General features: G+C 67.3%; 17 protein-coding genes. 10 read left to right on the top strand and 7 right to left on the bottom strand.

Annotation, left to right across the window (positions count from 1 at the left end; all coding sequences use genetic code 11):
• The first annotated feature begins 30 nt into the window (after nucleotides 1-30).
• On the top strand, nucleotides 31-855 hold the full coding sequence (locus SJI00_RS21690; protein ID WP_322463734.1) for an aldo/keto reductase: 825 nt from the start codon (nucleotides 31-33) through the stop codon (nucleotides 853-855).
• 127 nt (nucleotides 856-982) lie between these two features.
• Here the strand turns inward: SJI00_RS21690 and SJI00_RS21685 are convergent, their stop codons facing one another.
• From SJI00_RS21685 to SJI00_RS21665, 5 genes are all read right to left on the bottom strand, one after another.
• On the bottom strand, nucleotides 983-3,469 hold the full coding sequence (locus tag SJI00_RS21685; protein ID WP_322463733.1) for a sensor domain-containing protein: 2,487 nt from the start codon (nucleotides 3,467-3,469) through the stop codon (nucleotides 983-985).
• Nucleotides 3,470-3,605: 136 nt separating this feature from the next.
• Nucleotides 3,606-4,070 carry a GNAT family N-acetyltransferase gene (locus SJI00_RS21680; protein WP_322463732.1) on the bottom strand — a complete coding sequence of 155 codons (465 nt, stop codon included), beginning with the start codon at nucleotides 4,068-4,070 and terminating at the stop codon, nucleotides 3,606-3,608.
• Nucleotides 4,071-4,211: 141 nt separating this feature from the next.
• On the bottom strand, nucleotides 4,212-5,057 hold the full coding sequence (locus SJI00_RS21675) for an SDR family NAD(P)-dependent oxidoreductase (RefSeq protein ID WP_322463731.1): 846 nt from the start codon (nucleotides 5,055-5,057) through the stop codon (nucleotides 4,212-4,214).
• 65 nt (nucleotides 5,058-5,122) lie between these two features.
• Nucleotides 5,123-5,875, bottom strand: coding sequence for an anti-sigma factor family protein (locus SJI00_RS21670; RefSeq protein WP_322463730.1), 753 nt, complete (start codon nucleotides 5,873-5,875; stop codon nucleotides 5,123-5,125).
• On the bottom strand, nucleotides 5,872-6,393 hold the full coding sequence (locus SJI00_RS21665) for a sigma-70 family RNA polymerase sigma factor (protein WP_322463729.1): 522 nt from the start codon (nucleotides 6,391-6,393) through the stop codon (nucleotides 5,872-5,874). The genes SJI00_RS21670 and SJI00_RS21665 overlap by 4 nt, the downstream gene beginning before the upstream one ends.
• Before the next feature lie 366 nt (nucleotides 6,394-6,759).
• Between SJI00_RS21665 and SJI00_RS21660 the strand changes: the two genes are divergently transcribed.
• The 8 genes from SJI00_RS21660 (at nucleotide 6,760) to SJI00_RS21625 (ending at nucleotide 19,155) form a co-directional block, all read left to right on the top strand.
• Complete coding sequence (locus SJI00_RS21660; protein ID WP_322463728.1) at nucleotides 6,760-7,806, top strand: catalase family peroxidase; 1,047 nt, start codon at nucleotides 6,760-6,762, stop codon at nucleotides 7,804-7,806.
• Entirely contained in the window at nucleotides 7,803-8,360 is a 558-nt protein-coding gene (locus SJI00_RS21655) for a cytochrome b (protein WP_322463727.1), read from the top strand. The genes SJI00_RS21660 and SJI00_RS21655 overlap by 4 nt, the downstream gene beginning before the upstream one ends.
• Before the next feature lie 128 nt (nucleotides 8,361-8,488).
• Nucleotides 8,489-9,688 carry an MFS transporter gene (locus tag SJI00_RS21650; RefSeq protein WP_322463726.1) on the top strand — a complete coding sequence of 400 codons (1,200 nt, stop codon included), beginning with the start codon at nucleotides 8,489-8,491 and terminating at the stop codon, nucleotides 9,686-9,688.
• A gap of 79 nt (nucleotides 9,689-9,767) precedes the next feature.
• On the top strand, nucleotides 9,768-10,313 hold the full coding sequence (locus tag SJI00_RS21645; protein WP_322463725.1) for a cupin domain-containing protein: 546 nt from the start codon (nucleotides 9,768-9,770) through the stop codon (nucleotides 10,311-10,313).
• A 26-nt stretch (nucleotides 10,314-10,339) separates the two neighbouring features.
• Nucleotides 10,340-10,609, top strand: a complete 270-nt coding sequence (locus SJI00_RS21640; RefSeq protein ID WP_491630672.1) for a DUF7693 family protein — start codon at nucleotides 10,340-10,342, stop codon at nucleotides 10,607-10,609.
• Between the two features lie 174 nt (nucleotides 10,610-10,783).
• Entirely contained in the window at nucleotides 10,784-12,037 is a 1,254-nt protein-coding gene (locus tag SJI00_RS21635) for a DUF1835 domain-containing protein (RefSeq protein ID WP_322463723.1), read from the top strand.
• A 179-nt stretch (nucleotides 12,038-12,216) separates the two neighbouring features.
• On the top strand, nucleotides 12,217-17,112 hold the full coding sequence (locus SJI00_RS21630; RefSeq protein ID WP_322463722.1) for an NEL-type E3 ubiquitin ligase domain-containing protein: 4,896 nt from the start codon (nucleotides 12,217-12,219) through the stop codon (nucleotides 17,110-17,112).
• 333 nt (nucleotides 17,113-17,445) lie between these two features.
• The gene (locus SJI00_RS21625; protein ID WP_322463721.1) at nucleotides 17,446-19,155 is read left to right on the top strand and encodes an amidase; all 1,710 of its coding nucleotides are present in this window, start codon (nucleotides 17,446-17,448) and stop codon (nucleotides 19,153-19,155) included.
• A 167-nt stretch (nucleotides 19,156-19,322) separates the two neighbouring features.
• On the opposite strand, the gene SJI00_RS21620 is transcribed toward SJI00_RS21625, so the two are convergent.
• Nucleotides 19,323-19,823, bottom strand: coding sequence for a GNAT family N-acetyltransferase (locus SJI00_RS21620; protein ID WP_322463720.1), 501 nt, complete (start codon nucleotides 19,821-19,823; stop codon nucleotides 19,323-19,325).
• 132 nt (nucleotides 19,824-19,955) lie between these two features.
• Here SJI00_RS21620 and SJI00_RS21615 point away from each other — a divergent pair, with 132 nt between their 5' ends.
• Nucleotides 19,956-20,453: a hypothetical protein gene (locus SJI00_RS21615; RefSeq protein WP_322463719.1), complete on the top strand. Its 498-nt coding sequence runs from the start codon at nucleotides 19,956-19,958 to the stop codon at nucleotides 20,451-20,453.
• 43 nt (nucleotides 20,454-20,496) lie between these two features.
• On the opposite strand, the gene SJI00_RS21610 is transcribed toward SJI00_RS21615, so the two are convergent.
• Nucleotides 20,497-22,851 (bottom strand): FdhF/YdeP family oxidoreductase, encoded by a 2,355-nt coding sequence (locus SJI00_RS21610; RefSeq protein WP_322463718.1) that lies wholly within the window; start codon nucleotides 22,849-22,851, stop codon nucleotides 20,497-20,499.
• Between the last annotated feature and the right edge of the window lie 41 nt (nucleotides 22,852-22,892).

Below are 22,892 nucleotides of genomic sequence, written 5' to 3'. Positions count from 1 at the left end.
CTTCGACTATGACCGCTCAGGGAGATTTTCATGCACCGACTGACCACGTCCAACGGCCTGAACATGCCCGCCCTCGGCCTGGGCACCTGGCCCATGCTCGGCACCGAGTGCACCCAGGCGGTGCAACAAGCGCTGGATCTGGGGTATCGGCACATCGACACGGCCACGGCCTACAACAACGAAGCGGCGGTCGGTGAAGCCTTACGCACCAGCAGCGTGCCGCGCGAACAGATTCACCTCACCACCAAGGTCTGGCACGACCGCCTGGCGCCCAGCGCGCTAAGGCAGTCGTTCGACGATAGCCTGCGTGCCCTGCAGACCGACTATGTCGACCTGTTCTACCTGCACTGGCCGACGCCCGACATGGACCTTGGCCGTACCCTGGACGCGCTGGCCGAACTGCATCAGCAGGGCAAGGCGCGGGCCATCGGGGTTGCCAACTTCCCCCTGGGCCTGCTGCGCCAGGCGATCGAGCAGCACGGCGCGCCGCTGTCGGCGATCCAGGTCGAGTACCACGTGCTACTCGGTCAGCAACCGTTGCTCCACTACGCCCGCCAGCACGACCTGGTCCTCACCGCCTACACCCCACTGGCCCGCGGCCGCGCCGCCGAGCAGGCGGTGATCGTCGACATCGCCCGCAAACACGGCGTCCTGCCAAGCCAGGTGGCGCTCAAGTGGCTACTGGACCAGGAGGCGGTGGCGGCGATTCCCAAGGCCGCTGGGCGTGCGAATCAGTTGGCGAACCTGCAATCGGCGAACGTGCCGCTGGACGCTGAAGACCGCAGGCAGATTGCGGCGTTGCCGAAAAACCAGCGGGTGGTCAACCCTGACTTCGCTCCAGACTGGGACGCATGACAGACGCGGCACGCCCGATCATACGACGGGTCCGCTGCGGCGCTGAGTGACCAGCCCTTGAATCGGAGCGGCCGCGTCGCCTTCGCGAGCACGCGCGCGCCGCCTGAAACGTCGGCGTCCAAGCTCATCAGGGTGCCAAGGGCAGCAGCCGGGTCAGGCGCTCGCTGGCCGGCACCGGTCGACCATACAGATAGCCCTGCAGGTGCGAGCAGCCCTCGGCCGCCAGACGGTACATCTGCTCGGTCGACTCCACGCCTTCGGCCGTGGTCTTGATCATCAGGCTGTTGGACAGCTCGGTGATGGCGCGGATGATCGACATCGCCTCGCGGCTGTCGCACATGTCCTGCACGAACGACTTGTCGATCTTGATCCGGTCGAACGGGAACGAGCGCAGATAACCCAGTGATGAATAGCCCGTGCCGAAGTCGTCCAGCGAGATCGACACGCCCAGTGCCTTCAGCGCGCGCAAGGTCTGGACGTTTTCCTCGCTGTTGCCCAGCAGCACCGATTCGGTGATCTCCAGTTCCAGTCGCTCAGGCGCCAGCCCCGAATCGGCCAGCGCCAGGGCCACGATGTGCGGCAGGTTGGCATCCTTGAACTGCACCGGCGACAGGTTCACCGCCACGCTCTGGCTGCCTTCCCATCGTGCCGCTTCCTGGCAGGCAAGGTTCAGCGCGCGGATACCGATGTCATGAATCAGCCCGGTTTCCTCGGCGATGGGGATGAAATCCATCGGCATGATCATGCCACGCTCGGGGTGCTCCCAGCGCAGCAACGCTTCGTAGCCGCTGACGCTGTGGCTGCGGTGATCCACCACCGGCTGGTAGTGCAGCTGCAGTTGGCCCAGGTGCAACGCGGTGCGCAGGTCGGTCTCGACCAGGCGGCGTTGACGCGCGGCCACGTCGAGGTCGATGTGGAAGCATTCATAGCGGTTGCGGCCGTTGCGCTTGGCTTCGTACAGCGCCATGTCGGCGTAGCACAACAGTTGCTCGGCCTGCTGGTGGTCCTCGGGTGACACGGCAATGCCGATGCTGACGCCGACGCTGAACTGGTGGCCTTCGATCTGAAAGGCCGGGGCAACGGCGGCGATCAGCCGCTGCGCGGTGTGGGCGGCCGCCTCGCGACTGTCCAGGCCGGTCAGGACCACGGCGAATTCGTCACCGCCCAGGCGTGCCAGGGTGTCGTGTTCGCGCAACTCAGCGCGCAAGCGCTTGCCCAGCGCGCGCAGCAGCTTGTCGCCGAAGGCGTGGCCAAGGCTGTCGTTGATGTTCTTGAAGTTGTCCAGGTCCAGGCACAGCGCCGCAGTCAGCTTGCCCTGTTCTTCGCCGCGCAGCAGCGCATGGGTGAGCCGGTCGCTGAACAGCGTGCGGTTGGGCAGGCCGGTCAGCGCATCGTGGTGCGCCATGTGATGGATCTGCGCATGGGCGGCCAGTTGCTCGGTGGCGTCTTCGCCCACGTACAACACGTAATCGGCCTGGCCGGCCGGGCTCTGGCAGCGCACCACGCGGCTGCGCAGGGTGCGCATGCCGATGGCGGTGTCGACCCGGGTTTCGGCGGCGAACGCCCGTCCGTTGTGGGCGCCGCGGGTCAATTGCTGGTGCAGGTACTGGGCCGTTGCCGAAGGCAGGTAGCGCTCGGGCAAATGGCCGATCATGCTCGCGCCCTGCCCGCCGAACAGCCGCTCGGCCTGCTGGTTGGCCAGAAGAATCTTGCGGCTGCCGGCGTCCTGTACGATCACGCTGGCAGGAATGTTGGCGATGACCGAATCGAGAAACTGCGACAGCCCGGCCATCTCCTGGCTGTGCTGCTCGGCGGCTTCCTTGGCTTGCAGCAGCGCCTGTTCGTAGCGGCGCTGCTCGCTCATGTCGCGGGTGACCTTGGAGAAACCGACCAGCTCACCGCTGTCTTCATCGAGGATGGCTTCGATCACCACGCTGGTCCAGAAATGCGAGCCGTCCTTGCGCTGGCGCAGGCCCTCGGCCTGGAAGCGGCCCTGGCGGCGGGCGGTTTCCAGGCCCTTGTCGGGCAGCCCGCTGCAACGGTCTTTGTCGGTATAGAACACCGAGAAATGCTGGCCAACGATTTCCTCGGCGCGATAGCCCTTGGTACGCTCGGCACCGGCGTTCCAGCTGGCCACCCGGCCACAAGGGTCGAGCATATAGATGGCGTAGTCGCTGACGCCCTGTACCAGCAGGCGGAAGTTACGCTCCTGCTCGCGCTGGGCCATCTGCGCCTGGTACTGCTCGCTGCAGTCGCGGGTGATCTTGGCAAACCCCACCAGCTTGCCGTCGTCGTCATACACCGCATCGATCACCACATGGGCACGAAACGCCGAGCCATCCTTGCGCAAGCGCCAGCCATGCTCTTCGAACCGCCCGGCCAGGCGCGCCTGGGCAAGGTTCAGGTCCGGACAGCCGGCCAGCCGTTCGGCGTCGGTGTAGAACAGCGAGTAGTGCCGGCCGACCACTTCATCGGCGCTATAGCCCTTGGCCCGCTGCGCCCCGGCGTTCCAGTTGGCGATCACACCCTCGGGCGTGAGCAGGTAGATGGCGTAGTCGACCACGCTCTGGATCAACAAGCGGTACATGACGTCGGGGCTTGCAACTAGCGGCATGGAAACGAACCTATGAGCATCAGCGAGGGAAGCACCTGAACCTGTATCGGGAAATCCCTGATGTTCAGAATGCTGGCATTATGCCTGCTACCGTGCCACTTTTCTTGTTTCGCCCGATGAGTTGCGCCTATTGGCGCTATAGCGCCTTGCGCATGGGCACGCAGCGCAGGCTGATACCCGAGGGCGACTCATACACCGATTCGGCCTCGCCGATGAAGCCGCAACGCCGGTAGAACGGCGCAGCGTTGAGGGTGGCATCGAGGGTCAGGTGGGTCCAGCCAGCGCTACGCGCCAGCCCTTCGAGGTACTCGACCAGGCGCCGGCCGATGCCCTGGCCCATGGCCTGCGGGGCAACGAACAGCGCGCCTAGCTCACCCGCCTGGGGCCCGAGCATGATGGTTGCCACGTCCTCACCGTGCCAGCGACCCAGGTAGAAGTGCTGCTGCACCAGCTCGGCGTAAGGTGGCGTTACCACGGCCTGGGTCCAGGTGTGCATGTCCTGGGCTGAGTAAGCGCCGATACACTGGGCGTGAATGGCCGCGCGGCGGATGTCGAGCGTGCGCTGTGCATCGGCGCGGGTGGCGGGACGGATAGCGAGCATTGAAAGTCCTTTTCTTCAATACGCAAGGCCAGCGCGCCGGCGCTGGCTGGATCGAGACGCGCACGCCGTCGCGTCTCGTACGATGGCCTGGGTGCTCCTAAGCATGCAGGGCGACCTAAGGACGGCCGGCCCCACCCGCCCTCATGGCCGCGCGCAGACCTCTACCCAGCGCTCGGCGATTTCCTGCGCCGAGCTGGCTGCGACCGCCTGCAGGTTTCGCGGGTACTCCACGCCTTGGCGTTCCTCGAAGCGTTCAGCACAGAACTGCCCATTGCTGGCGCGCAGTACATAGCCGCTGACCTGACAGCGGGCACTGGCGAGAAACACCACGCCCGGCGCCACCCATTCGGGCTTGAGGTCGTCAGGCTCACCCTGTTCGCCCCACATGCGCGTGCGCGCCACCGGCGACAGCGCGTTGACCTGGATGCCATGGGGCGCACCTTCAGCCGCCAAGGCATTCATCAGGCCGACTTGCGCCATCTTTCCCGCCGAATAGGCCGCCAGGCCTGCGCGGGCGTGGGGGATGTACAGGGCGCGGTCCGAGGTGCTGAGCACGATGCGCGGGGCGGGCGAGGCCTGCAGGTGCGGCCAGGCGTGCTTGCACAGCCACACCGGTGCCATGACGTTGATCGCCAGGGCGCGCTCGAAGAAATCGGCGCTGCTTTGCTCGATGGGCTGGTAGTCGACCCAGCCGGCGTTGTGCACCAGCGCGTCGAGCCCGCCGAAATGCGCCACGCAGGCCTCGACCAAGGCCTGGCACTCGGCTTCATCGCTGAGGTCGGTGCAATGACCTTGAACGTCGAAGCCTTCGGCGCGCAGGCGTTCGGCGGCCTCTGCAACCACTGACGGGTCACGGCCCTGGCCCTGATTATCGGTGCCCAGGTCGCTGAGCATGACCCGCGCCCCGTCCTGGGCCAGGGCGCGTGCCGCCGCAAAGCCGAGGCCGCGGGCGGCACCTGTGATGAGCACCGTCGCTGTTGAAATCATGTCGCTCTCCTTGTCAGTGGCCCCCGACCCTAACTGACCCGAGGAAGGATTTCACCCCGCGCCGGCTACAAGCTGAGGTCCAGCGCCTGGCGCAAGGGTTCGCCACGCGCATCATCGGCAGCACTGACCAAGGCAAAGTTGTAATCGCCGTGGGACCAGTAGCGCGCTGCAAGCTCGCCCTCAGTGCGCTCGCCACTGGGCATGCGGGCGAAATGGCCGCCTGGCGAGCGCAGGAACAGGCTGACGCGCTGGCCCTTGCCATCCTCGAACACCAGCAACGCTGCAGCGCCCTGCTCGTTGCTGAGCAGACGCGCGCCCACCGGCAGCAAGCCATAGCCTGACAGGTCCGGCAATTGCCCGACGCGGGCAAAATGCTGGTCCAGCCAGGTTTGCAGGCGCGCAGGATCGTGGGCCTGGATATCCAGCGCGGTGCTGCTCGCGAACAGCCGATGGGCCTGCAATGCATCGGCCATGGGCAAGTTCTGCGCCGTCAGGCTGACGGTGCGCGCCTGCCAACCGCCCAGACCACCCAGGCCGACTGCCAGCACCAGCACCGCCGCACTGGCCCAGCGCCGCTGGCGCCGTTGGCGCAAACCGCGTTGCAGCTGGCGCAGGTCCAGGGGCTCGGCCGCCGGCTGTGCCGCCAGCCCGGCCAGAGCGGCACGCAAGCGGCGGACATCGTCCTGCCAGGCCTGAACACGCGCCGCCTGCTGCGGGTTGGCGGCGAGCCAGGCCTGCACTTGCGTGCGCCGGGCAGGTTCGAGGCGCTCGTCGACAAACGCGTGCAGCTCGGCTTCGGTGGGGGTCAGACGGCTCATTTCAGTCTCCGCAATGCCGGTGGTCGAGGGGTGTCTTCAGTCAAGGCACGCAGGGCCGCGCGGGCCCGCGACAGACGCGACATCACCGTGCCGATGGGAATCTCCAGGGCCTGGGCGGCCTCCTTGTAGCTCAAGCCTTCGACGCTGACCAGCAACAGCAGCGCGCGCTGTTCGCTGGGCAGGCGGGCGAAGGCGTGCAGGTCGGCCTGGGCCAGCAGGGTCGCCTGTGGGTCGTCGGCAGAGGCGTACGCCTCTGCTTCACCGTGGCCGAACCAGGTCAACCAACGTGCGTGCAGGCGCTCGCGACGTTTGCCATCGAGAAACAGCCGATACAGGATCGTAAACAGCCAGGCCCGCAGCTGTTGCGGGTCGCGCTGTTGGCTGCGCCGGCTCAAGGCGCGCTCCACGGTGGCCTGGACCAGGTCGTCGGCGCTGGCAGCGTGCCGGGTCAGGCCCAGGGCGAAACGCCGTAGCCGGTGCAGCAAGTCACGCCATTGGTGGTCGTCCAGCTCATGCATGATCGGGTCCGCGCCGAGGTTCGATGTAAACAGCAGACGCTCTAAGCGCGAAACTATTCCCATAAAATCCGCAGCAAGTTTCGCGCAACCGACCACGGCGCAGGTCATTGAGCCAGATGGCCACGGTCACTCCACGGTGTGCCCGCCTGAGCGTCGCGACCACGCGCGCCAAGTGCTGCCCGCCACGTCATGAGCCAATGTCACTCGAGGCGAAGCCGGCACACCGCACTCCTTCAAGCAGCCTGAACGACGCAAAGAGCGCTCAGGACTCCCAGCCGCGTGCCATGGCCACGTAAAGCCAACCTTACGGAATAAACCTGCAGCGCCCGCGTCGTACTCGCTCATCGACTGATTCGGATGCTCCCCATGAACACTCCCTTGCACGGTTCGGCCAAATGGCTGCGCCTGGCGGCCATCGGCGGCGGCCTGGCGGCCTTGGCCGGCACGTTTGCCTACGCGGCCGGGTGGATCGGCACTCAGCCGCTGACCCCACAGCGCATCATCGACACCTTCGAGGCCCAGGCCGGGCAGCACCCCGGCTACCGCAAAAACCACGCCAAGGGGCTGTGCGTCAGCGGGCAGTTCCTCGGCAACGGCCAGGCTGCCACGCTGTCGACGGCGCGGGTCTTCAGCCAGGCGCGGGTGCCGGTGATCGGGCGCTTTGCCATCGGCGGCGCCAATCCCTTTGCCCCCGATACCGCCGTGCCCACGCGCAGCCTGGCGCTGGAGCTGCGCAGCGATGACGGCCAGGTGTGGCGCACCGGCATGAACAATCCGCCGGTACTGGCCGTCAGCACCGCGCAGGGCTTCTACGATCAGGTGCTGGCCGGCACCCCGGACCCGGCCACCGGAAAACCCGACCCTGCCCGTCAACAGGCGTTCTTCGCCGCGCATCCGGAAAGCGCTGCCTGGCGCCAGTGGGCCGCCAGCTACAAGGCCAGCAACAGTTTTGCCAACACGGCCTACAACAGCATCAACGCGTTTGTGCTGGTCAATGCCGACGGCAAGCGTCAGCCGGTGCGCTGGCAACTGGTGCCGCAAACGCCGTTCCAGCCGCTGCCAGGCCAGGTGAGCGATCCGCAGTTTCTGCAGCACGACCTGCAACAGCGTCTGGCCCTGGGCCCGCTGCGCTGGACCCTGCGCCTGACCTTGGCCGAACCCGGCGATGCCGTCGACGACCCCGCCAAGCCCTGGCCTGCCGAGCGGCGCAGCGTGGATGCCGGCACCCTGGTGCTGGAGCAGGTCGATGGCCCTGAACAGGGCGCCTGCCGCGACCTGAACTTCGACCCGTTGATCCTGCCCAGCGGCATCCAGGCCTCGGCCGACCCGATCCTCGCTGCCCGTTCGGCCGCCTACGCGGTGTCGTTCGACCGACGCAGCCGCGAAACCCTGAGCACCGGAGCCCGTCCATGAGCCCATCCTCCACGCGTCCCACCACCTTCCACCCACTGGCGCGCCTGCTGCACTGGCTCATGGCGCTGTTGATCGTGGCCATGCTGTTCATCGGTGTGAGCATGGTCAGTGACCTGTCGCTGCGCCATCCGCTGCTGGTCGAGCTGCACAAGGCCACCGGCCTGGCCTTGCTGGGCCTGTTGATCGTGCGTATCGCCGTGCGCCTGAGCCTGCCGCCACCGCCGCTGCCCGCCGACCTGCCGCGCCTGCAGCGTCTGGCCGCGGGCGCCTCGCACCTGGCGTTGTACGCACTGATGCTGGCAATGCCGCTGCTGGGCTGGGCGATGCTATCGGCCGGGGGCTATCCCCGCCCATTGGGCCTGCCGGCGATCGCGCCGCATGACCTGCAACTGTACGCCGCACTGCGCCTGGCGCATGGCTGGGCCGGTTATGCGCTGTTTGCGGTGGTGTTGCTTCATCTGGGGGCGGCATTGATGCATGCGCTGGTGCGTCGGGATGGCGTGCTGGCCAGCATGTGGCCGGGGCGGCGGGTGCTGGGGCGTGATGAGCGGTGAACAGCCTGTCTGGGCCACGCTGAGTCACGCATGCCCGGCAGCGCGGGCACCCCCGCGAGTACCGCTGCGGGTCGACATATGTAAATAATTATTACTACTATGGAGGCGCACCCCACTCGGACCCCCTCATGACGTCTACGCCGCCCCCTGCCGCTTCATCCAGTACGCTCGACCTGCGACCTCTGCTGCTGGTCAACATGACCTGCACCCTGTCGATGATGGCCTTCGTCGCCCTGATCGGGCCAATCGCGCGGCTGTTGGGCATGGCCACGTGGCAAGCGGGCGCAGCGGTCACGGTTTCAGGGCTGGTCTGGGTGGGTCTGGCACGGCCCTGGGGGCGCTTGTCCGACCGCTATGGCCGGCGCCGGGTCTTGCTGCTGGGCAGTGCCGGGTTCAGCGTGGCGTATTGGGCCATGTGCCTGTTCATCGATGGTGCGTTGCGCTGGCTGCCCAGCGCAGGGGTGGCATTCGTCGGGCTGATGCTGGTGCGCGGCTTGATCGGCGCCTTCTATGCCGCCCTGCCGGTGGCCTGCAACGCCTTGATCGCTGACCATGTCGCCCCGCAGCAGCGCGCGCGCAGCATGGCACTGTTGGGCGCTGCCAACGCCGTCGGCCTGGTGCTGGGTCCGGCGCTGGCCGGATTGCTGGCCCGGCACAGCCTGACCCTGCCGTTCTACCTGCTGTCCTTGTTGCCGGCGCTGGCCTTCGTGGTGCTGTGGCGCGCCCTCAAGGCCGAGCCGCGGCATCAGGCCCAGGCGCCGAATGCGGTGCGCCTGAGCGACCCGCGGCTGCGACGGCCACTGCTGGTCGCGTTCAGCGCCATGCTCAGCGTGACCGTGTCGCAGATCACCGTCGGCTTCTACGCCCTTGACCGCCTGCGTCTTCCGGCCGCAGACGCCGCGCAGGCGGCCGGGGCGGCACTGACCACCGTGGGTGTGGCCCTGATTCTGTGCCAGGTGCTGATCCGCCGCCTTGACTGGCCGCCCCTGCGCATGATCGGCGTCGGCGCCTGCGTCTCGGCGCTGGGTTATGCCAGCGCCGCGCTGGCGATGACCACGCCCCAGCTGTGCGCAGCCTTCTTCGTCGCGGCAGCGGGCATGGGCTTTGTGTTTCCCGCCGTCTCGGCACTGGCGGCCAACGCCATGCAAGCCTCGGAGCAAGGCGCTACGGCCGGCTCGGTCAGCGCGGCCCACGGTCTGGGCGCGGTCGTCGGGCCGCTGGCCGGAACCCTGGTCTACGGGCTCGATCCGCGCTTGCCGTACCTGCTGGTGGCGCTGTTGCTGCTGCTGGTCGGTGTGTGGCCCCGACCCGCTGCCACGCCGCGTTGAGACGCGCAGCGCGCCGCCTGGCCGAGTGTGTTTTAATGTTTCGCTCATTATTATTGACACCTCTGATATCAAGGCGGCTATGGACACTGGGACTCGACTCAAGCTGGTGCGCGAACGCAACAATCTTTCCCAACGTGAACTGGCCCGCCGCAGCGGCCTGACCAATTCCACCATCTCGCAGATCGAACAGAACCGTGTCAGCCCTTCCGTCAGCTCGCTGAAGAAGCTGCTCGAAGGCATCCCCATGTCCCTCGCCGAATTCTTCAGTTTCGATGAGCCAGTGCGCGAAGAGCGTTTCGTGTTCCGCGGCAGCGAGCAACCGGACTTGGGCCGCAATGGCCTGCGCATGCTGCTGGTCGGCGCCAGCGTCGAAGGCCGGCAGATGCGCATGCTGCGCGAGTTGTACGCACCCGGGGCCGATTCCGGCGAGCCGATCGTCCACGCCGAGGGCGAGGAATGCGGCCTGGTCACCCGCGGCACCGTCGAGCTGTGGGTCGATGGCCAGGTCAGCGTACTGAACACCGGTGATGGCTACTACATTCCCACCACCCTGCCCCATGCTTTCAAGAACATCGGCCCCGACGAGGCCGAGATCATCAGCGCCAACACCCCGGCCAACTTCTGAGTCCGTTACCACCCAGTGCCCGCGCGGTGTACCAGCACCTGCGCGACGTCGCGCAAGGCATACGCTCGTTGCACATCGTGTCACGTACCGCAGGCGGTGAGGTGTGCGTCGACATCGATGGCTGGTCGCTGACCCTGACGCTCGACGCTGACGGCCTGGCCGGCTGCCTCACCTGTCGCAGCGCCGCCGGCGGACTGGCGAGCGTGGCGGACTGGCCGCGCTACGGCACCGGCCCCACGGATTTTCTCAGCCTCTGGGAGCGCCAGCGCCTGGAAGGGTTGCTCACTGCACGCTAGCGTTTGCCTGTGCCACACGCCGCGCTTGAAGCGCACCCGGTCAGCGCCTATAGTCAGCGCCGGCGTCCACCACGCCTCCCGTCCGCGGAAAGGGCTGCGCCCCGGTGCCTACCTCGATGTCTTCGTCTCAACGACTCCAGCCTGACTGCGGACAAGGCGTACACAGGAGCTCGTATGTCACTGCCCTATCGCGTCACTGATGGCCGCCTCAACCTCGATCAACAGCGCAAGCGCGCCAAAGACCTGCTGCGCCGCTGGCGCGCCGGTGATCCCGAGCGTCTGCCTGCACTGGACCGTGCGCCACGCCTGGCCGATGCGCAATGGTTGATCGCCCAAGAGCTGGGCTTCTCCAGCTGGCCCAGGCTCAAAGCGCACTGCGACACCTTGCGTTTTGCCAGCGAGCATCCCGGCTTCATGGCTGATGACACCCCCCAGACCCGCCACTGGCGCTGCGGCAACGACATCCAGCACAGCCTGCAACTGGCAGGGTTCAAAGGGCAGTTCCGCATGCTCTCCGACCCGCTGTGCATGGGGCCGGTGCCGGCGCTGGCGCCGGCCGACTATGTCAACGTGCGCAGTGCGTTCATCAGCCACGCGTTCAATCTGCAACTGCCACAGGCGCGCCAACGGCTGGAAAGCGAGTACGCCGCGCTGCAGCAGTTGCAAGACGAACAGCCTACGGTGCTGTGGTGCGAGGCCGATGCTTACGATCAACTGTTCCTGCTGCGCGCCCTGGCAGGCTTGCCCGAGCTGCCACGTGCCCTCAGCCTGATTGCCATTGACCGAGTGCCTGGGGTGGCGCGCTTCATCGGCATCGGCCAGCTGGCGCCTGAACTGCTCGCCTGGCTGTGGCCACAGCGTCGCCCGGTGACCCCGGCGATGCTCAGCCTGGCCCGCGATGCCTGGGCCGCCTACCAGGCGCCGGACCCCACCCGCTGGGCGCAGCTGGCCCACACCGAGCAACCTGCCCTGCCGCTGCTCGCCCCCGCGTTGATGCGCCAGTTGCAGGAGCTGCCGTCAGTGCACGACGGGCTGGCGCTCAGCGAGCGGCTGGCCTTGAAGGTGCTGCAGCACTCAGGCCCGTTGCCCTTCGGCTATGTCTACGCGCAATTGATGGAGCAGCACGACCCGCTGCCGAGCCTCGGCGACCTGATGTTCCACGCTCTGCTGCGCCCGTTGATCGATGCGCGCCGCCCGTTGCTGCACGAAGACGACGCCGCACTGCCCTGGCCACGCCGAACCCTGCAGCTCACCGCCCTTGGCGAGCAGGTACTGGCCGGCCAGGCGTATGGTCTGGACTGCCACGACGAGCCCCGTTGGGTGGGCGGCGTGCGCCTGAACCCGGGCCAGCCCCACTGGGCGCTGGACGCGGCGCTGCAGCCCGTCTGGCACGCCGCCCAGCGCCAGCGGGTGGTGGAACGGTCTTGAGCGTCGGTCAGGCGGTTGTTAACCCAGCCTGACCGCGTCCCGAGTCTTTCCAGGCACAGCCCGGCAGCGCGAAACCCGGCAGTACCTTTGCCCAAGGTCAAGCCGTGGTATTGCCGGGCTACCGCTACGCGCACCGGCGGATGACGTTTCATCGGGCTCCCCCGTTCAAGGAGTCCGTCATGAACCACGTTCGTCCACTCCACCACACGCAGATCGTGCGCAGCCTGCCGCACTGGTGCCAGCAACTGCCGGCCGACACCCTGCGTCAGGTGCTCGGCCACGCCCGCAAACCCTATCTGGACACCGCCGGTACGCCCTACCCCTGGTACGGCAACGCGCCGATCCTCGACCAACAGGCCCTGCTGCGGGCCCTCGACCAGCGCCAGGCCAGCCTCGCCACCTTGCAACGCCAACTGGCCCCACTCCAGGGCATCAGCGCGTTCTGCACGCCGCTGCTGCAAGCGCATCTGGGCCTTGAGACCTCCGTGCTACAGGCGCAGTACCTGTTCCAGCCCACTGAAGTGCACAGACCCACCACACCGCCCAGCGGCCCCAACGTGCCGGACGAACGGCTGCCGGTGGTCGCCAAGGGCAAGCCGCAGGTGCGCACCCTGCTGGAAGCGGCCCTGCACAACTTTGAAGGCACCCACGACACCACCCGCCTCAGCCGCCTGCAACGCGCAGTAAACGACCCTATTGCGCCGTTGGGCTTGAGCGTGGCGGGTTTCATCGAACAGTGCCGCGCACTGGACCTGGGCCAGCGCTACCAGGCCCACCTCAGCGAGGTCTACGACGGCGCGGCGGCAGCCGCGATTCGCAGCGCCGCCATCGCTGCACGGCAGGACGATTTTCGCGTGCAGGTCAGAATCGCCGCCATGAAAGGAACGATCAGCGCCGGCTGGTCGACCCACCTGCAAGGCCTGTGCACAAACGCCCCCGCGTCGCGCACCCTGCACTGTTGGCAGCTGGCACTGTTCGGCGTGCCGATCCATGAGCTGTTCATGGTCCGCGCCGCTGAGGCGGCCGAGGATCCCGGCGTGGTGCTGTATTGGCCGCACAGCCCTGAGCCGGTGCACGCCTTTGCCTCGCTGGCCGCAGCCTCCAGCTACCTGCGCACGGCCCTGACCGACCGTGACACCCGCAAGCGTTTCATCGCGCTGGCCCCGCACGCCCTGCAGGCCGAACTGCTCGGCAAGCTCGAGCATGCCCTGTTCGAGAACAGCGATGCCGACGCCGATACGCCGCGCGTCCCGCGCCGCACTGTTCACCTGGAGGTGACCGAACACCCACTCGACGCTGCCGTGTGGGCGCACTTGGAAACCCAGCACATCAGCCGTCTCAAAGGCGATGCGCGCCGTATTGCCGTACCTACCGCCGACGTTGACCGTGAGATGCGCCTCAAGCAGCTGGCGCACTGGCTGGACATCGGCCTGACGGTGCTCAACGTCGCAGCGATGTGCGTGCCGGTGCTCAACCCTTTGATGCTGGCCATCGGCGCCGCGCAGATCACCGGCAGCGTGTTCGAGGGCATTGCCGCCTGGGAAGACGGCGACAACGCGCAAGCCTTGGCGCAGTTGGAGTCGATTGCGCTCAACCTTACCTTGGGCGCTGCGGTGGCTGGCGCCGGGGTCACGCTCCAGGCCTCAGGCTTCGTGGATGCCCTGTGCAGCGTCAAGACCGATGTCGCCGAGCGCCTCTGGCAACCGAGCCTGCGCGGCTATGCCAGCAACGTCGAGCTGCCGCTGCTGGCCCACGTCAATGCGCTGGGCCAGTACGCGGTCGAGGGGCGTACCTATGTGCGCATCGACGCCAGCCTGTACGAGCAGTTTCTCGATGCGCAGGGTGCCTGGCGCGTGCGCCATCCCTCCGACAGCAGCGCTTACGCCCCGCTGCTCAGCCACAACGGTGAGGGGGCCTGGCGCCTGGCATTGGACACCCCCCTGGAATGGGACATGGCCACCCTGATCAGACGCCTGGGCCAGGCCGATGACAGCCTCAGCGAACACGACCTGCACTGCGCCTGGCGCACTACCGGCCTGGGCCCTGAAGTGCTGCAGGCCATGCACCTGGACGCCACGGCGCTGCCAGCCCGGTTCAAGGCGCTGCTGGCCCGGCTCAGGGCTGACTTGCGCGTGAGCTGGATCATCGAGCAGGTGCGCGAGGGTGGCGCCCTGCCGGCTTCGGACAACTTCGCCCTGCCCGCGCTGGTCGAGCTGCCGGGCTGGCCGCAGGACCACCTGATCGAGGCGTTCTCCGGCAGTGAGCGCTTTGGCGCCTCGACCCTGTACGGACGGCTGCCGCGCCAAGCCGGCGACGTGGTGGTGCAGATCAGCCGCAGTGAACTTGAAGGCGGCCGCCTGGCGCACTGGGTGCTGATGCAGCTGGACGATCCCGCCGTACTCGACCTGGCGACCACCCCCCCTGACGCGCGCATCGGCGCGTTGCAAACGCGCCTGGCCGAGCACCTGCTCGCCCAGCGTAGCGTGCTCGTCCAGCGCCTGTACGATGCCGCCATGCCGGCGCTTTCACCTGCCGGCAGCCGACTGGCGGCGCAGTTCCCCGGATTGCCGGCGGACACCGTGCAAGCCATCGTCGCCAAGGCCAGTCGGTTGGAACGTCAGGCCCTGCTGGACCCAACGGCGCACATTCCATTGCGGGTCCTGGAAGAGGCGCGCGTAATGCTCGCGCAGGTGCGCCTGGACCGCGCCGTGCTCGGCTTGTACCGCCCCGCGCTGGCCAACCTCGACACCAGCGTACTCATCGAAGCGCTGCAAGCCCGCCACCCCGGGCTCAGCGGCGAAGCGCTGTGGGAACTGGCCGTCGAGCAGCGCGCGCTGTGTGCCGAGGCGCTCGGCCAGCAGCCGATTCAGCCCGGCTATCGCTCGCCGATGCGACTGAATCATGGCCCACTGGGCTACCCCCTGAGCGGCCGCGCAGTGCCCCGGCGCGTGCGCGAAGCGGCCCTGCGCCGGCTGCAGGCGCTGTACCCGGCGCTGGACGACGCCACGCTGGGCGAGTTGCAGGCGCAGCTGGCCCGTACCGGCGATCTGGGCGAATCCTTGCGCGGGCTGGAAAGCGAGCAGGCCACCCTGATCCATCATCTGCATGAATGGGCGCAGGCTGGCGCTGATGCCATCGAACGTGACGAGCGCTTTCGCTGCACCGAGCGGATCAGAAACAGCTGGCGCCGCTTGGCCTCGATCCCGCGCGACACGCTGACCCTCGAACACCTGCACATCAGCCGCCTGCCCTCGATCACCGCGCGCTTCCCCCACGTGCGTGCGCTGGTGCTGGAAAACCTGGCGCTGCGCGAGATCGACGGCCAGTTCCTCGAGCGTTTTCCGAACCTGGAACGACTGCGCATCGCGCAGAACGTCGAGATCGATGCCGAGGCGTTGTTCCAGGCGCTGCGCGCCGCGCCCCACCTGGTCGAGCTGGACCTGTCGAGCAGTGGCCTGGTGCACCTGGGCGAGTCGGCCGAGCAGGCCCTGAGCGCCATGCGCCAACTGCGCGTACTGATCCTGCGACGCAATCGACTGATCATGGACGCGCCCACCCTGGGGACCCTGACCAGGCTGCGCCTGGACAGGCTGAACCTGTCCAGCAACGGCATCGTGCTCGATGAAGCTCAGGCCCTGGGCTTTCAGAGCCTGGTCCATCCGCAAGAGCTGCGCCTGGATTTCAACCCGCTGGGCGTGGCACCTGACCTGCGCTTCATGGCCCGGCTCAACACGCTGAGCATGACCAACTGTGACCTGCACACCTGGCCTGAGGGCCTCACCACCCTGATGAACCAGCCGCAGTACCAGTTGCGCCTGATCGACCTGTCGAGAAACCGCATCCACGCCTTGCCAGACCTCGACGCGCTGATGGCCAGCCCGTTTGTGCGCGACCTGGCCGCTCGCCTGCCTGAGCGCCGCTGGCGCATGAACTACAACGGCCTTGAACGCACTGCGCGGGCACGGCTGCTCAGCGCCGGCGCGAACGTACTCGAAGAGGTCGGCGAAATCCCCCGCTGGCAGTTCTTGTGGCGCGCCCATGCCGCGCCCGCGCAGAACGCCCTCTGGGAGGCACTGTTCGCTCACGGCCAGAACCAGGCCCTGGAGGGCGTGCTGGAGCGGCTGGCCATGTCGGCTGAAGCGCAGAACGGTGGGCTCGGGCTGCGCCATCGGGTCTGGATCATGCTGCAGCGGGCCAGCGAGGATGACGCTTTGCTGCAAGTCCTGAACGACGACGCCCACGCCTTCCCCGCCACCTGCGGCGACGCGGGGGCCGACGCGTTCAGCGCACTGGAAATCCGCCTGTTGATCCAGGACGCCAGCCTCAGCGCAGACCCGTTGGGCGAGCAGTGGCGCGTCTTCGGCCAGCTGTATCGTCGCGAGCAGGTCAATCTGCTAGCCGAGCGCATCGCCTGGCGCCGCAGCGTGCGCCAGGCGGCCTTGCTGGAGGCCGAGATCACCGGCGATGAAGCCAGCTTGCCGGCGCTCGATGTGCTGGACGATGTCGCGGTCATGCCCGATCTGGAGCTGATCGACGGGCTGGTCGATGACATCGAGATCCGCCTGGCCTTGCGCCAGGCCCTGGCCGCAGACCTCGATTACCCCGAGCCGAGCGTGGGCGTGCTTTACCAGCAGATTGCCCGGGTCAACGAACGTGTGCGCGCCAACGTGCTCGCGGCCGTGCGCCAACTGGATCAGGACGCCCAGGCTCGCCGCCAGTGGGTGCTGGAGCAGCCGCAGTGGCAGCGAGCCGTGCGTCAACACTACCTGGAGCAGTTCGAGGCGCTGACCGATTTCTGGCGCAGCGCCCTGGACTACCTCGATTATTGCCTGGACGAGCAGGCCGAGGCTCTCACGCAGTTGCCTCCCTCGGTACGCACCCTGCTCGAAGCGACGCTGGGCCAGCCCCTGCTCGATGATGCCGGCACGTTGCGCCGGGTCGCGGTCAATTCCGCTCAGTACCAGGCGGCCAGCGAGCGCATCCTGCAGCAACTCAGGGATGTGGAACACGGCCTGCTGGAGAGCCTGACCCGGGCGATCGAGCAACGTCATTCGTCTACCGCCGCGCGCCCGTAAAACCGTTGCAGCCACCTCGACAGCACGGCAGGCCATCTCGCCTGCCGTGCTGCGTTGCAAACGGCAATTGCCGGGGCGCATGCCTGCGCGGTGCCAGGGCTTCTAGTACACTGGCGCGAGGTTTTCAGCGGTCCCTTTGCGAACGTGCCGACACCGGCGGTTCGATACTCCGCACCGCGGGTCTCCAGGCCTCACGCAGCGTAGCCGGCGCCTGTCGACCGCGCGGGCATGGCGCCCCCGAGGCTTGTGCAGCCACGCTGGCGAGCACCGTGCAGCGCTGTACCTGCACGCGATCGCAGGGCCCCCCACTCCCCCACATTTTCTGGTGAACGCATGATCGAGGTAACCGAGCTGTCCATTGCCGACCTGCGCGAGGCGCTGGCCGCTGGCCGTACCACGGCGGTCGAGCTGGTCGAAGCCTACCGGGCCCGCATCGCCGCTTACGATGGCCGCGATACCGCCACGGCGCTCAACGCCGTGGTCGTGCACAACCCCGAGGCGCTGGCCGAAGCCCAGGCCTCCGACACCCGCCGCGCACGCGGGGAACTGCGCGGGCCGCTCGACGGCATTCCCTACACTGCCAAGGACAGCTATCTGGTCAAGGGCTTGACCGCAGCGTCCGGCAGCCCGGCGTTCAAGGACCTGGTAGCCCAGCGCGACGCCTTCACGGTCGAGCGCCTGCGCGCCGCTGGCGCTATCTGCCTGGGCAAGACCAACATGCCGCCCATGGCCAACGGCGGCATGCAGCGGGGTGTCTATGGGCGTGCCGAGAGCCCCTACAACCGCGCATTCCTCACCGCCCCGTTTGCCTCCGGCTCGTCCAACGGCGCCGGCACCGCGACGGCGGCCAGCTTCAGTGCCTTCGGCCTGGCCGAAGAAACCTGGTCCAGTGGTCGCGGCCCGGCGTCGAACAATGGCTTGTGCGCCTACACCCCGTCTCGCGGGGTGATTTCGGTACGTGGCAACTGGCCGCTGACGCCGACCATGGACGTCGTTGTGCCCTATGCACGCAGCATGGACGACCTGCTGGAGGTGCTGGATGTGGTCGTGGCCGACGACCCCAACCCACGCGGTGACCTGTGGCGCCTGCAACCGTGGGTGCCAATCCCGGCGGCCAGCAGCGTACGGCCGGCGTCCTACCTGGCGCTCGCCGCCGAGCCCGGCGCCTTGCGCGGCAAACGGTTCGGCGTGCCGCGCATGTACATCAATGCCGATGAGGCCGCCGGCAGCGCCGACAAGCCGGGTATCGGCGGGCCCACCGGGCAGCGCATCCACACCCGCGCCAGCGTCATCGAGCTGTGGCAGGCGGCGCGCCAGGCCCTTGAAGCGGCCGGCGCTGAAGTGATCGAGGTGGACTTCCCGCTGGTGTCCAACTGCGAGGGCGACCGCCCTGGCGCACCGACCGTGTACAACCGCGGCATCGTCAGCCGCGAGTTCCTCCATGACGAGCTGTGGACACTGTCCGGCTGGGCCTTCGACGACTTCCTGCGGGCCAACGACGACCCGGCGCTCAATCGTCTGGCCGATGTCGACGGCCCGCAGATCTTCCCCCATGACCCCGGCACCCTGCCCAACCGCGAAGACGACCTGGCCGCTGGCATGGACGAATACGTCAACATGGCCAAACGGGGCCTGCCGAGCTGGGAGCAGATTCCGACCCTGCCCGACGGCCTGCGCGGCCTGGAGCAGACCCGCAAGTTGGACCTGGAAGACTGGATGGCGCACCTGCAGCTCGACGCCGTGCTGTTCCCCACCGTGGCCGACGTGGGCCCGGCCGATGCCGACACCAACCCGACCTCGGCCGACATCGCCTGGAGCAACGGCGTGTGGGTGGCCAACGGCAACCTGGCGATCCGTCACCTGGGTGTGCCGACCGTGACCGTGCCGATGGGCATCATGGCCGACATCGGCATGCCAGTAGGCCTGACCTTTGCCGGTAAGGCCTACGACGACTCGGCCTTGCTGCGCTACGCCAGCGCCTTCGAAGCCACTGGCCAGCGCCGAGTCGTGCCGCCGCGCACCCCGCCACTGAGCGCACGCTGAAAGGATGGCCGGGCACCGTGAGCGGGCCCGGCCGACCCGAGCTTCGCCCGTGCTGCGTCGGCGCTGCACCTGAACACACCCGGATCGAGTTCCGCCACTTTCGCTCAGGGGTCACGTCCGGCGTCCGGCGCTGGCTCGTCGCCTCGCAGCCGCTTGGGCGGTGACCGTCAGTCGACCAGCGACAAGGCCATGTGCGTGGTCTGCCATACCGGATCGTCCTCGACCTGCTTCAAGCTGAATCCTTGGCGCTCCCAGAACGCAATGGCCCCGGCCAGGAACGGGTGGGTGTGCAGGTACAAGCATTCCACGCCCGCTTTGACCGCCTCGTCGCGCAATGCGCCGAACAAAGCCGCTGCCAGGCCCTCGCGACGGTACTCGGGCAGCACGAACAGGCGCACCACTTCCACCACCCTCAGCGCCCGGTAATCGAACTGCGCAAAACGGTGGTCATAGGGCACATAGCCGATCACCGCGACCAGCTGGCCGTGGTCGCGGGCGGTCAGGAAGCAGCCCCGGCCGGTCAGGTAGGTGTGCTCGAAATCCCTCAGGTCATCAGGTTCGGGCGTGTCAGCGAGCTTGGGGAACAGCGCTGCGCGGGCCTGATTGACGAAGCGGACGATTTCATCGACGTGCTCAGCGGTGGCGTGTTGCAAGGTCCAGGATGGCATGGGGGCTCCGGGTGCATCGTGCAGGGCCCGCCGTTTTACCGAAGATAGCGCCGTGCAACAAGTCGATCGGCGCAGCGCCCCGCGCCACGCGTGCAGTACACTGGCCCGTCGATGCTACCCAGGCTGCCGCTCATGTCTCGTTTCGCTTTGCTGATTCTCCCGGTGCTGATCGCCGCCCTCGCCGGCTGCGACCCGTCTTCGTCCGAGCACCTCACCCCACGTGAGCAGAAAATCGTTGCGCAACTGCCGATGCAGGATGCCTACGAGCACAACATCACGCGCATGGCCGAGCTGCTGGCACCGCGTTTTCCGGCGGTGCCCCAGGCACAGATCGACCAGGTGCTACGTGAACACCTCACCGTCCAAGACCAGCGTCGAGACCTGTTCAAGCTCTACAGCGAAGATCACTTCAATGACGCCGAACTCGACATGGTCATTGCCGCCACTGCCGATCCAGCCAAAGCCAAGGCGCTCAGCCAGAGCCTGGAAGGCCGGCAACTGGCGGAAAAACTCAACCGACTGATGCATGACAGCGCCAATGATCCCGAAGCCAAGGCGACCGCCGCGCAGCGCATGCAGCAAATCGAGCAGACCCTGACCGAGCGCCAGCAGGCGGCGACGGCGGGTTGATCGCTATGCGCCAACCCCCCGCCCGCCACCAATTTCAGTCCGCTTACATCACCTGATCGTGCTCGGGCACCGCGCGGGCCAGGTCCGCACGGTTAGGCTGGGCGCGCTGCAAGGTCACCGGCACCGACTTGGACGCCGGCACTTTGCTGCGTTCAGCGTGGTGCCACAGCGGCACCAGCGGGTTGCATTCGGGGTAGTAGGCCGCCGCGCAGCCCTGCGGAATGTCATAGGCAATGATCTGCAGCGGCCCCACTTCGCGGCGCACTTCAGGCTCGATGGCCGTACGCACGGTCACCCAATCCCCCGGCGCATAGCCCAGCCGTACCACATCGTCGCGGTTCATGAACAGCACGCTGCGCGTGCCCTTGACGCCGCGAAAGCGATCGTCATAGCCATACACCGTGGTGTTGAACTGGTCATTGCTACGCAGCGTCATCAGTTGCAGCACCTCGCGCCGCTCGCCATCGAAGGTCACATCCGGGTTCTCTTCAAGGCTGGCGGGGGTCATGAAGCGGGCGGTACCGGTGTCGGTGTGCCATTCCCGCTTGCAGGCGCCCAGGGGGCGGTGGAAGCCGCCGGGCTGCCACATGCGGGTTTCCATGTCGTGGAAGATCTCTGGGTAGGTTTGGCTGATGGCCTGACGCACCAAGGCGTAGTCATGGCGCCAGGCATCCCACGGAACATTGCAATCGCCGTCCAGGGTGTGCTCGGCCAGGCCGGCAAGAATCGCCACCTCCGAGCGCAGCATGTCGTGAGCAGGCTCCGTGGTGCCCTGCCAGGCACGCAGGCAGCCGGTGCTGTCTTCGGTGCTGTAGACCTGCTCGCGGCCATCCTGGCGATCGATTTCGATATGGCCCAGACACGGCAACAGCCAGGTCTGGCCGCCGGGCACCAAGTGCGTACGGTTGAGTTTGGTGGCCACCTGCACGCTGAGCTCAAGGCTCGCCCAGGCCGGTTCCATGCGGTCGGTGTCGGGAATCGCCCGTAGAAAGTTGCCGCCAAGGCCAATGAAGCCCTTGACCGAGCCGTCCAGGATGCCTTCGCAGGTCTCTACCGTGGCCCGGCCCTTTTGCGCCGGCACGCGGATGTTGAACAGCGCCTGTAGCGTGTCCACCGGGACTTTCTGCGGGTCTTCGGTGATGCCCACGGTGCGCTGGCCCTGCACGTTGGAGTGGCCACGCACCGGGCACACACCGGCGCCGCGCTTGCCGATGTTGCCGCGCAGCAAGAGCAGGTTGACCATCATCTGCACGTTGTCCACGCCCTTGCGGTGCTGGGTCATGCCCATGCCCCAGATGACCATCACTCGGTTGCTGCGCGCGTACACCGTGGCGGCCGCTTCCAGCGCGCCGCGGGTCAGGCCGCTGTGCTGTTCCAGGCACGTCCAGTCATGCTCGTCTACCCACTGGCGCAGGGCATCGAGGCCATCGGTGTGCTCGGCGATGAAGGCGTCGTCCAGCACCGCAGGCTGCCCGGCCGCACGGGCCTGGCGGTCGAGCTCGAGCACCGCTTTGATGATGCCGGTCACGGCGGCCAGGTCGCCGCCAATCTTCACCTGGTGGTACTGCGTGCTGATCACCGTCGACTCGGGGCCGATCATCTCCATCGGCGACTGCGGGTTGACGAAGCGCTCCAGCCCACGCTCGCGCAGCGGGTTGAAGGTGATGATCGGCACCTTGCGCTTGCGCGCTTCCTGCAGCGGATGCAGCATGCGCGGGCTGTTGCTGCCCACGTTCTGGCCGAAGAAGAAGATGCAGTCGGTGTGTTCGAAATCTTCCAGCGTCACCGTACCGACGGGCACGCCGATGCTCTCCTGCAAGCCCACCGAAGTGCTTTCGTGGCACATGTTCGAACTGTCCGGCAGGTTGTTGCTGCCGTAGGCGCGGGCGAACAGCTGGTACATGAACGAGGCCTCCAGCGAGGCCCGCCCGGAGGCATAGAACACCACCTGCTCGGGCGGCAGCCCCTTGAGCTGCTGGCCAATGGCGGCGTAGGCCTCAGCCCAGGTCGTGGTGCGATAACGGTCGCTGGTCGGGTCGTAGCGCATGGGATGCGTGAGACGGCCGTGCTGCTCCAGGGCATGGTCGGTCCAGGTGCGCAGCTCGCTCAGGGTATGGCGCTCGAAGAACTCAGGCCCGGTGCGCAGGCGCGTCAGCTCCCAGGCCGTGGCCTTGGCGCCGTTCTCGCAGAACTCCAGTGCGTGCGGGTTGCCTGGCTTGCCCCAGGCACAGCTGACGCAGGCAAAGCCTTTGGGCTTGTTCTGCTTGAACAGCGCCAGCGGCGCGGTGGCCAGGGCCTGCTCGCGCCAGAGCACTTGCATGACCGAACGCGCCGACCCCCAGCCACCAGCGGCGGACAGGTACGGCTTGAAGTGGGCGGTAGGGTGAATGAGCGACATGGGACGCCTCGGACAGAAAATCAGGGTTGTGCAAGTTCTGA

Origin of the sequence: Pseudomonas gebzensis, assembly GCF_034427815.1 — a bacterium.
Taxonomy (GTDB): Bacteria; Pseudomonadota; Gammaproteobacteria; order Pseudomonadales; family Pseudomonadaceae; genus Aquipseudomonas.
Note: the sequence above shows the minus strand (reverse complement) of the source record. Positions and strands in the feature narration are given on the sequence as shown.

Excerpts from the sequence above, each read along its gene's own strand:
- SJI00_RS21675 (WP_322463731.1), bottom strand. The coding sequence starts at position 5,057 with ATGATTTCAACAGCGACGGTGCTCATCACAGGTGCCGCCCGCGGCCTC.
- SJI00_RS21625 (WP_322463721.1), top strand. The coding sequence starts at position 17,446 with ATGATCGAGGTAACCGAGCTGTCCATTGCCGACCTGCGCGAGGCGCTG.
- SJI00_RS21630 (WP_322463722.1), top strand. The coding sequence starts at position 12,217 with ATGAACCACGTTCGTCCACTCCACCACACGCAGATCGTGCGCAGCCTG.
- SJI00_RS21645 (WP_322463725.1), top strand. The coding sequence starts at position 9,768 with ATGGACACTGGGACTCGACTCAAGCTGGTGCGCGAACGCAACAATCTT.
- SJI00_RS21665 (WP_322463729.1), bottom strand. The coding sequence starts at position 6,393 with ATGCATGAGCTGGACGACCACCAATGGCGTGACTTGCTGCACCGGCTA.
- SJI00_RS21670 (WP_322463730.1), bottom strand. The coding sequence starts at position 5,875 with ATGAGCCGTCTGACCCCCACCGAAGCCGAGCTGCACGCGTTTGTCGAC.
- SJI00_RS21620 (WP_322463720.1), bottom strand. The coding sequence starts at position 19,823 with ATGCCATCCTGGACCTTGCAACACGCCACCGCTGAGCACGTCGATGAA.
- SJI00_RS21660 (WP_322463728.1), top strand. The coding sequence starts at position 6,760 with ATGAACACTCCCTTGCACGGTTCGGCCAAATGGCTGCGCCTGGCGGCC.
- SJI00_RS21650 (WP_322463726.1), top strand. The coding sequence starts at position 8,489 with ATGACGTCTACGCCGCCCCCTGCCGCTTCATCCAGTACGCTCGACCTG.
- SJI00_RS21615 (WP_322463719.1), top strand. The coding sequence starts at position 19,956 with ATGTCTCGTTTCGCTTTGCTGATTCTCCCGGTGCTGATCGCCGCCCTC.
- SJI00_RS21610 (WP_322463718.1), bottom strand. The coding sequence starts at position 22,851 with ATGTCGCTCATTCACCCTACCGCCCACTTCAAGCCGTACCTGTCCGCC.
- SJI00_RS21685 (WP_322463733.1), bottom strand. The coding sequence starts at position 3,469 with ATGCCGCTAGTTGCAAGCCCCGACGTCATGTACCGCTTGTTGATCCAG.
- SJI00_RS21635 (WP_322463723.1), top strand. The coding sequence starts at position 10,784 with ATGTCACTGCCCTATCGCGTCACTGATGGCCGCCTCAACCTCGATCAA.
- SJI00_RS21655 (WP_322463727.1), top strand. The coding sequence starts at position 7,803 with ATGAGCCCATCCTCCACGCGTCCCACCACCTTCCACCCACTGGCGCGC.
- SJI00_RS21680 (WP_322463732.1), bottom strand. The coding sequence starts at position 4,070 with ATGCTCGCTATCCGTCCCGCCACCCGCGCCGATGCACAGCGCACGCTC.
- SJI00_RS21690 (WP_322463734.1), top strand. The coding sequence starts at position 31 with ATGCACCGACTGACCACGTCCAACGGCCTGAACATGCCCGCCCTCGGC.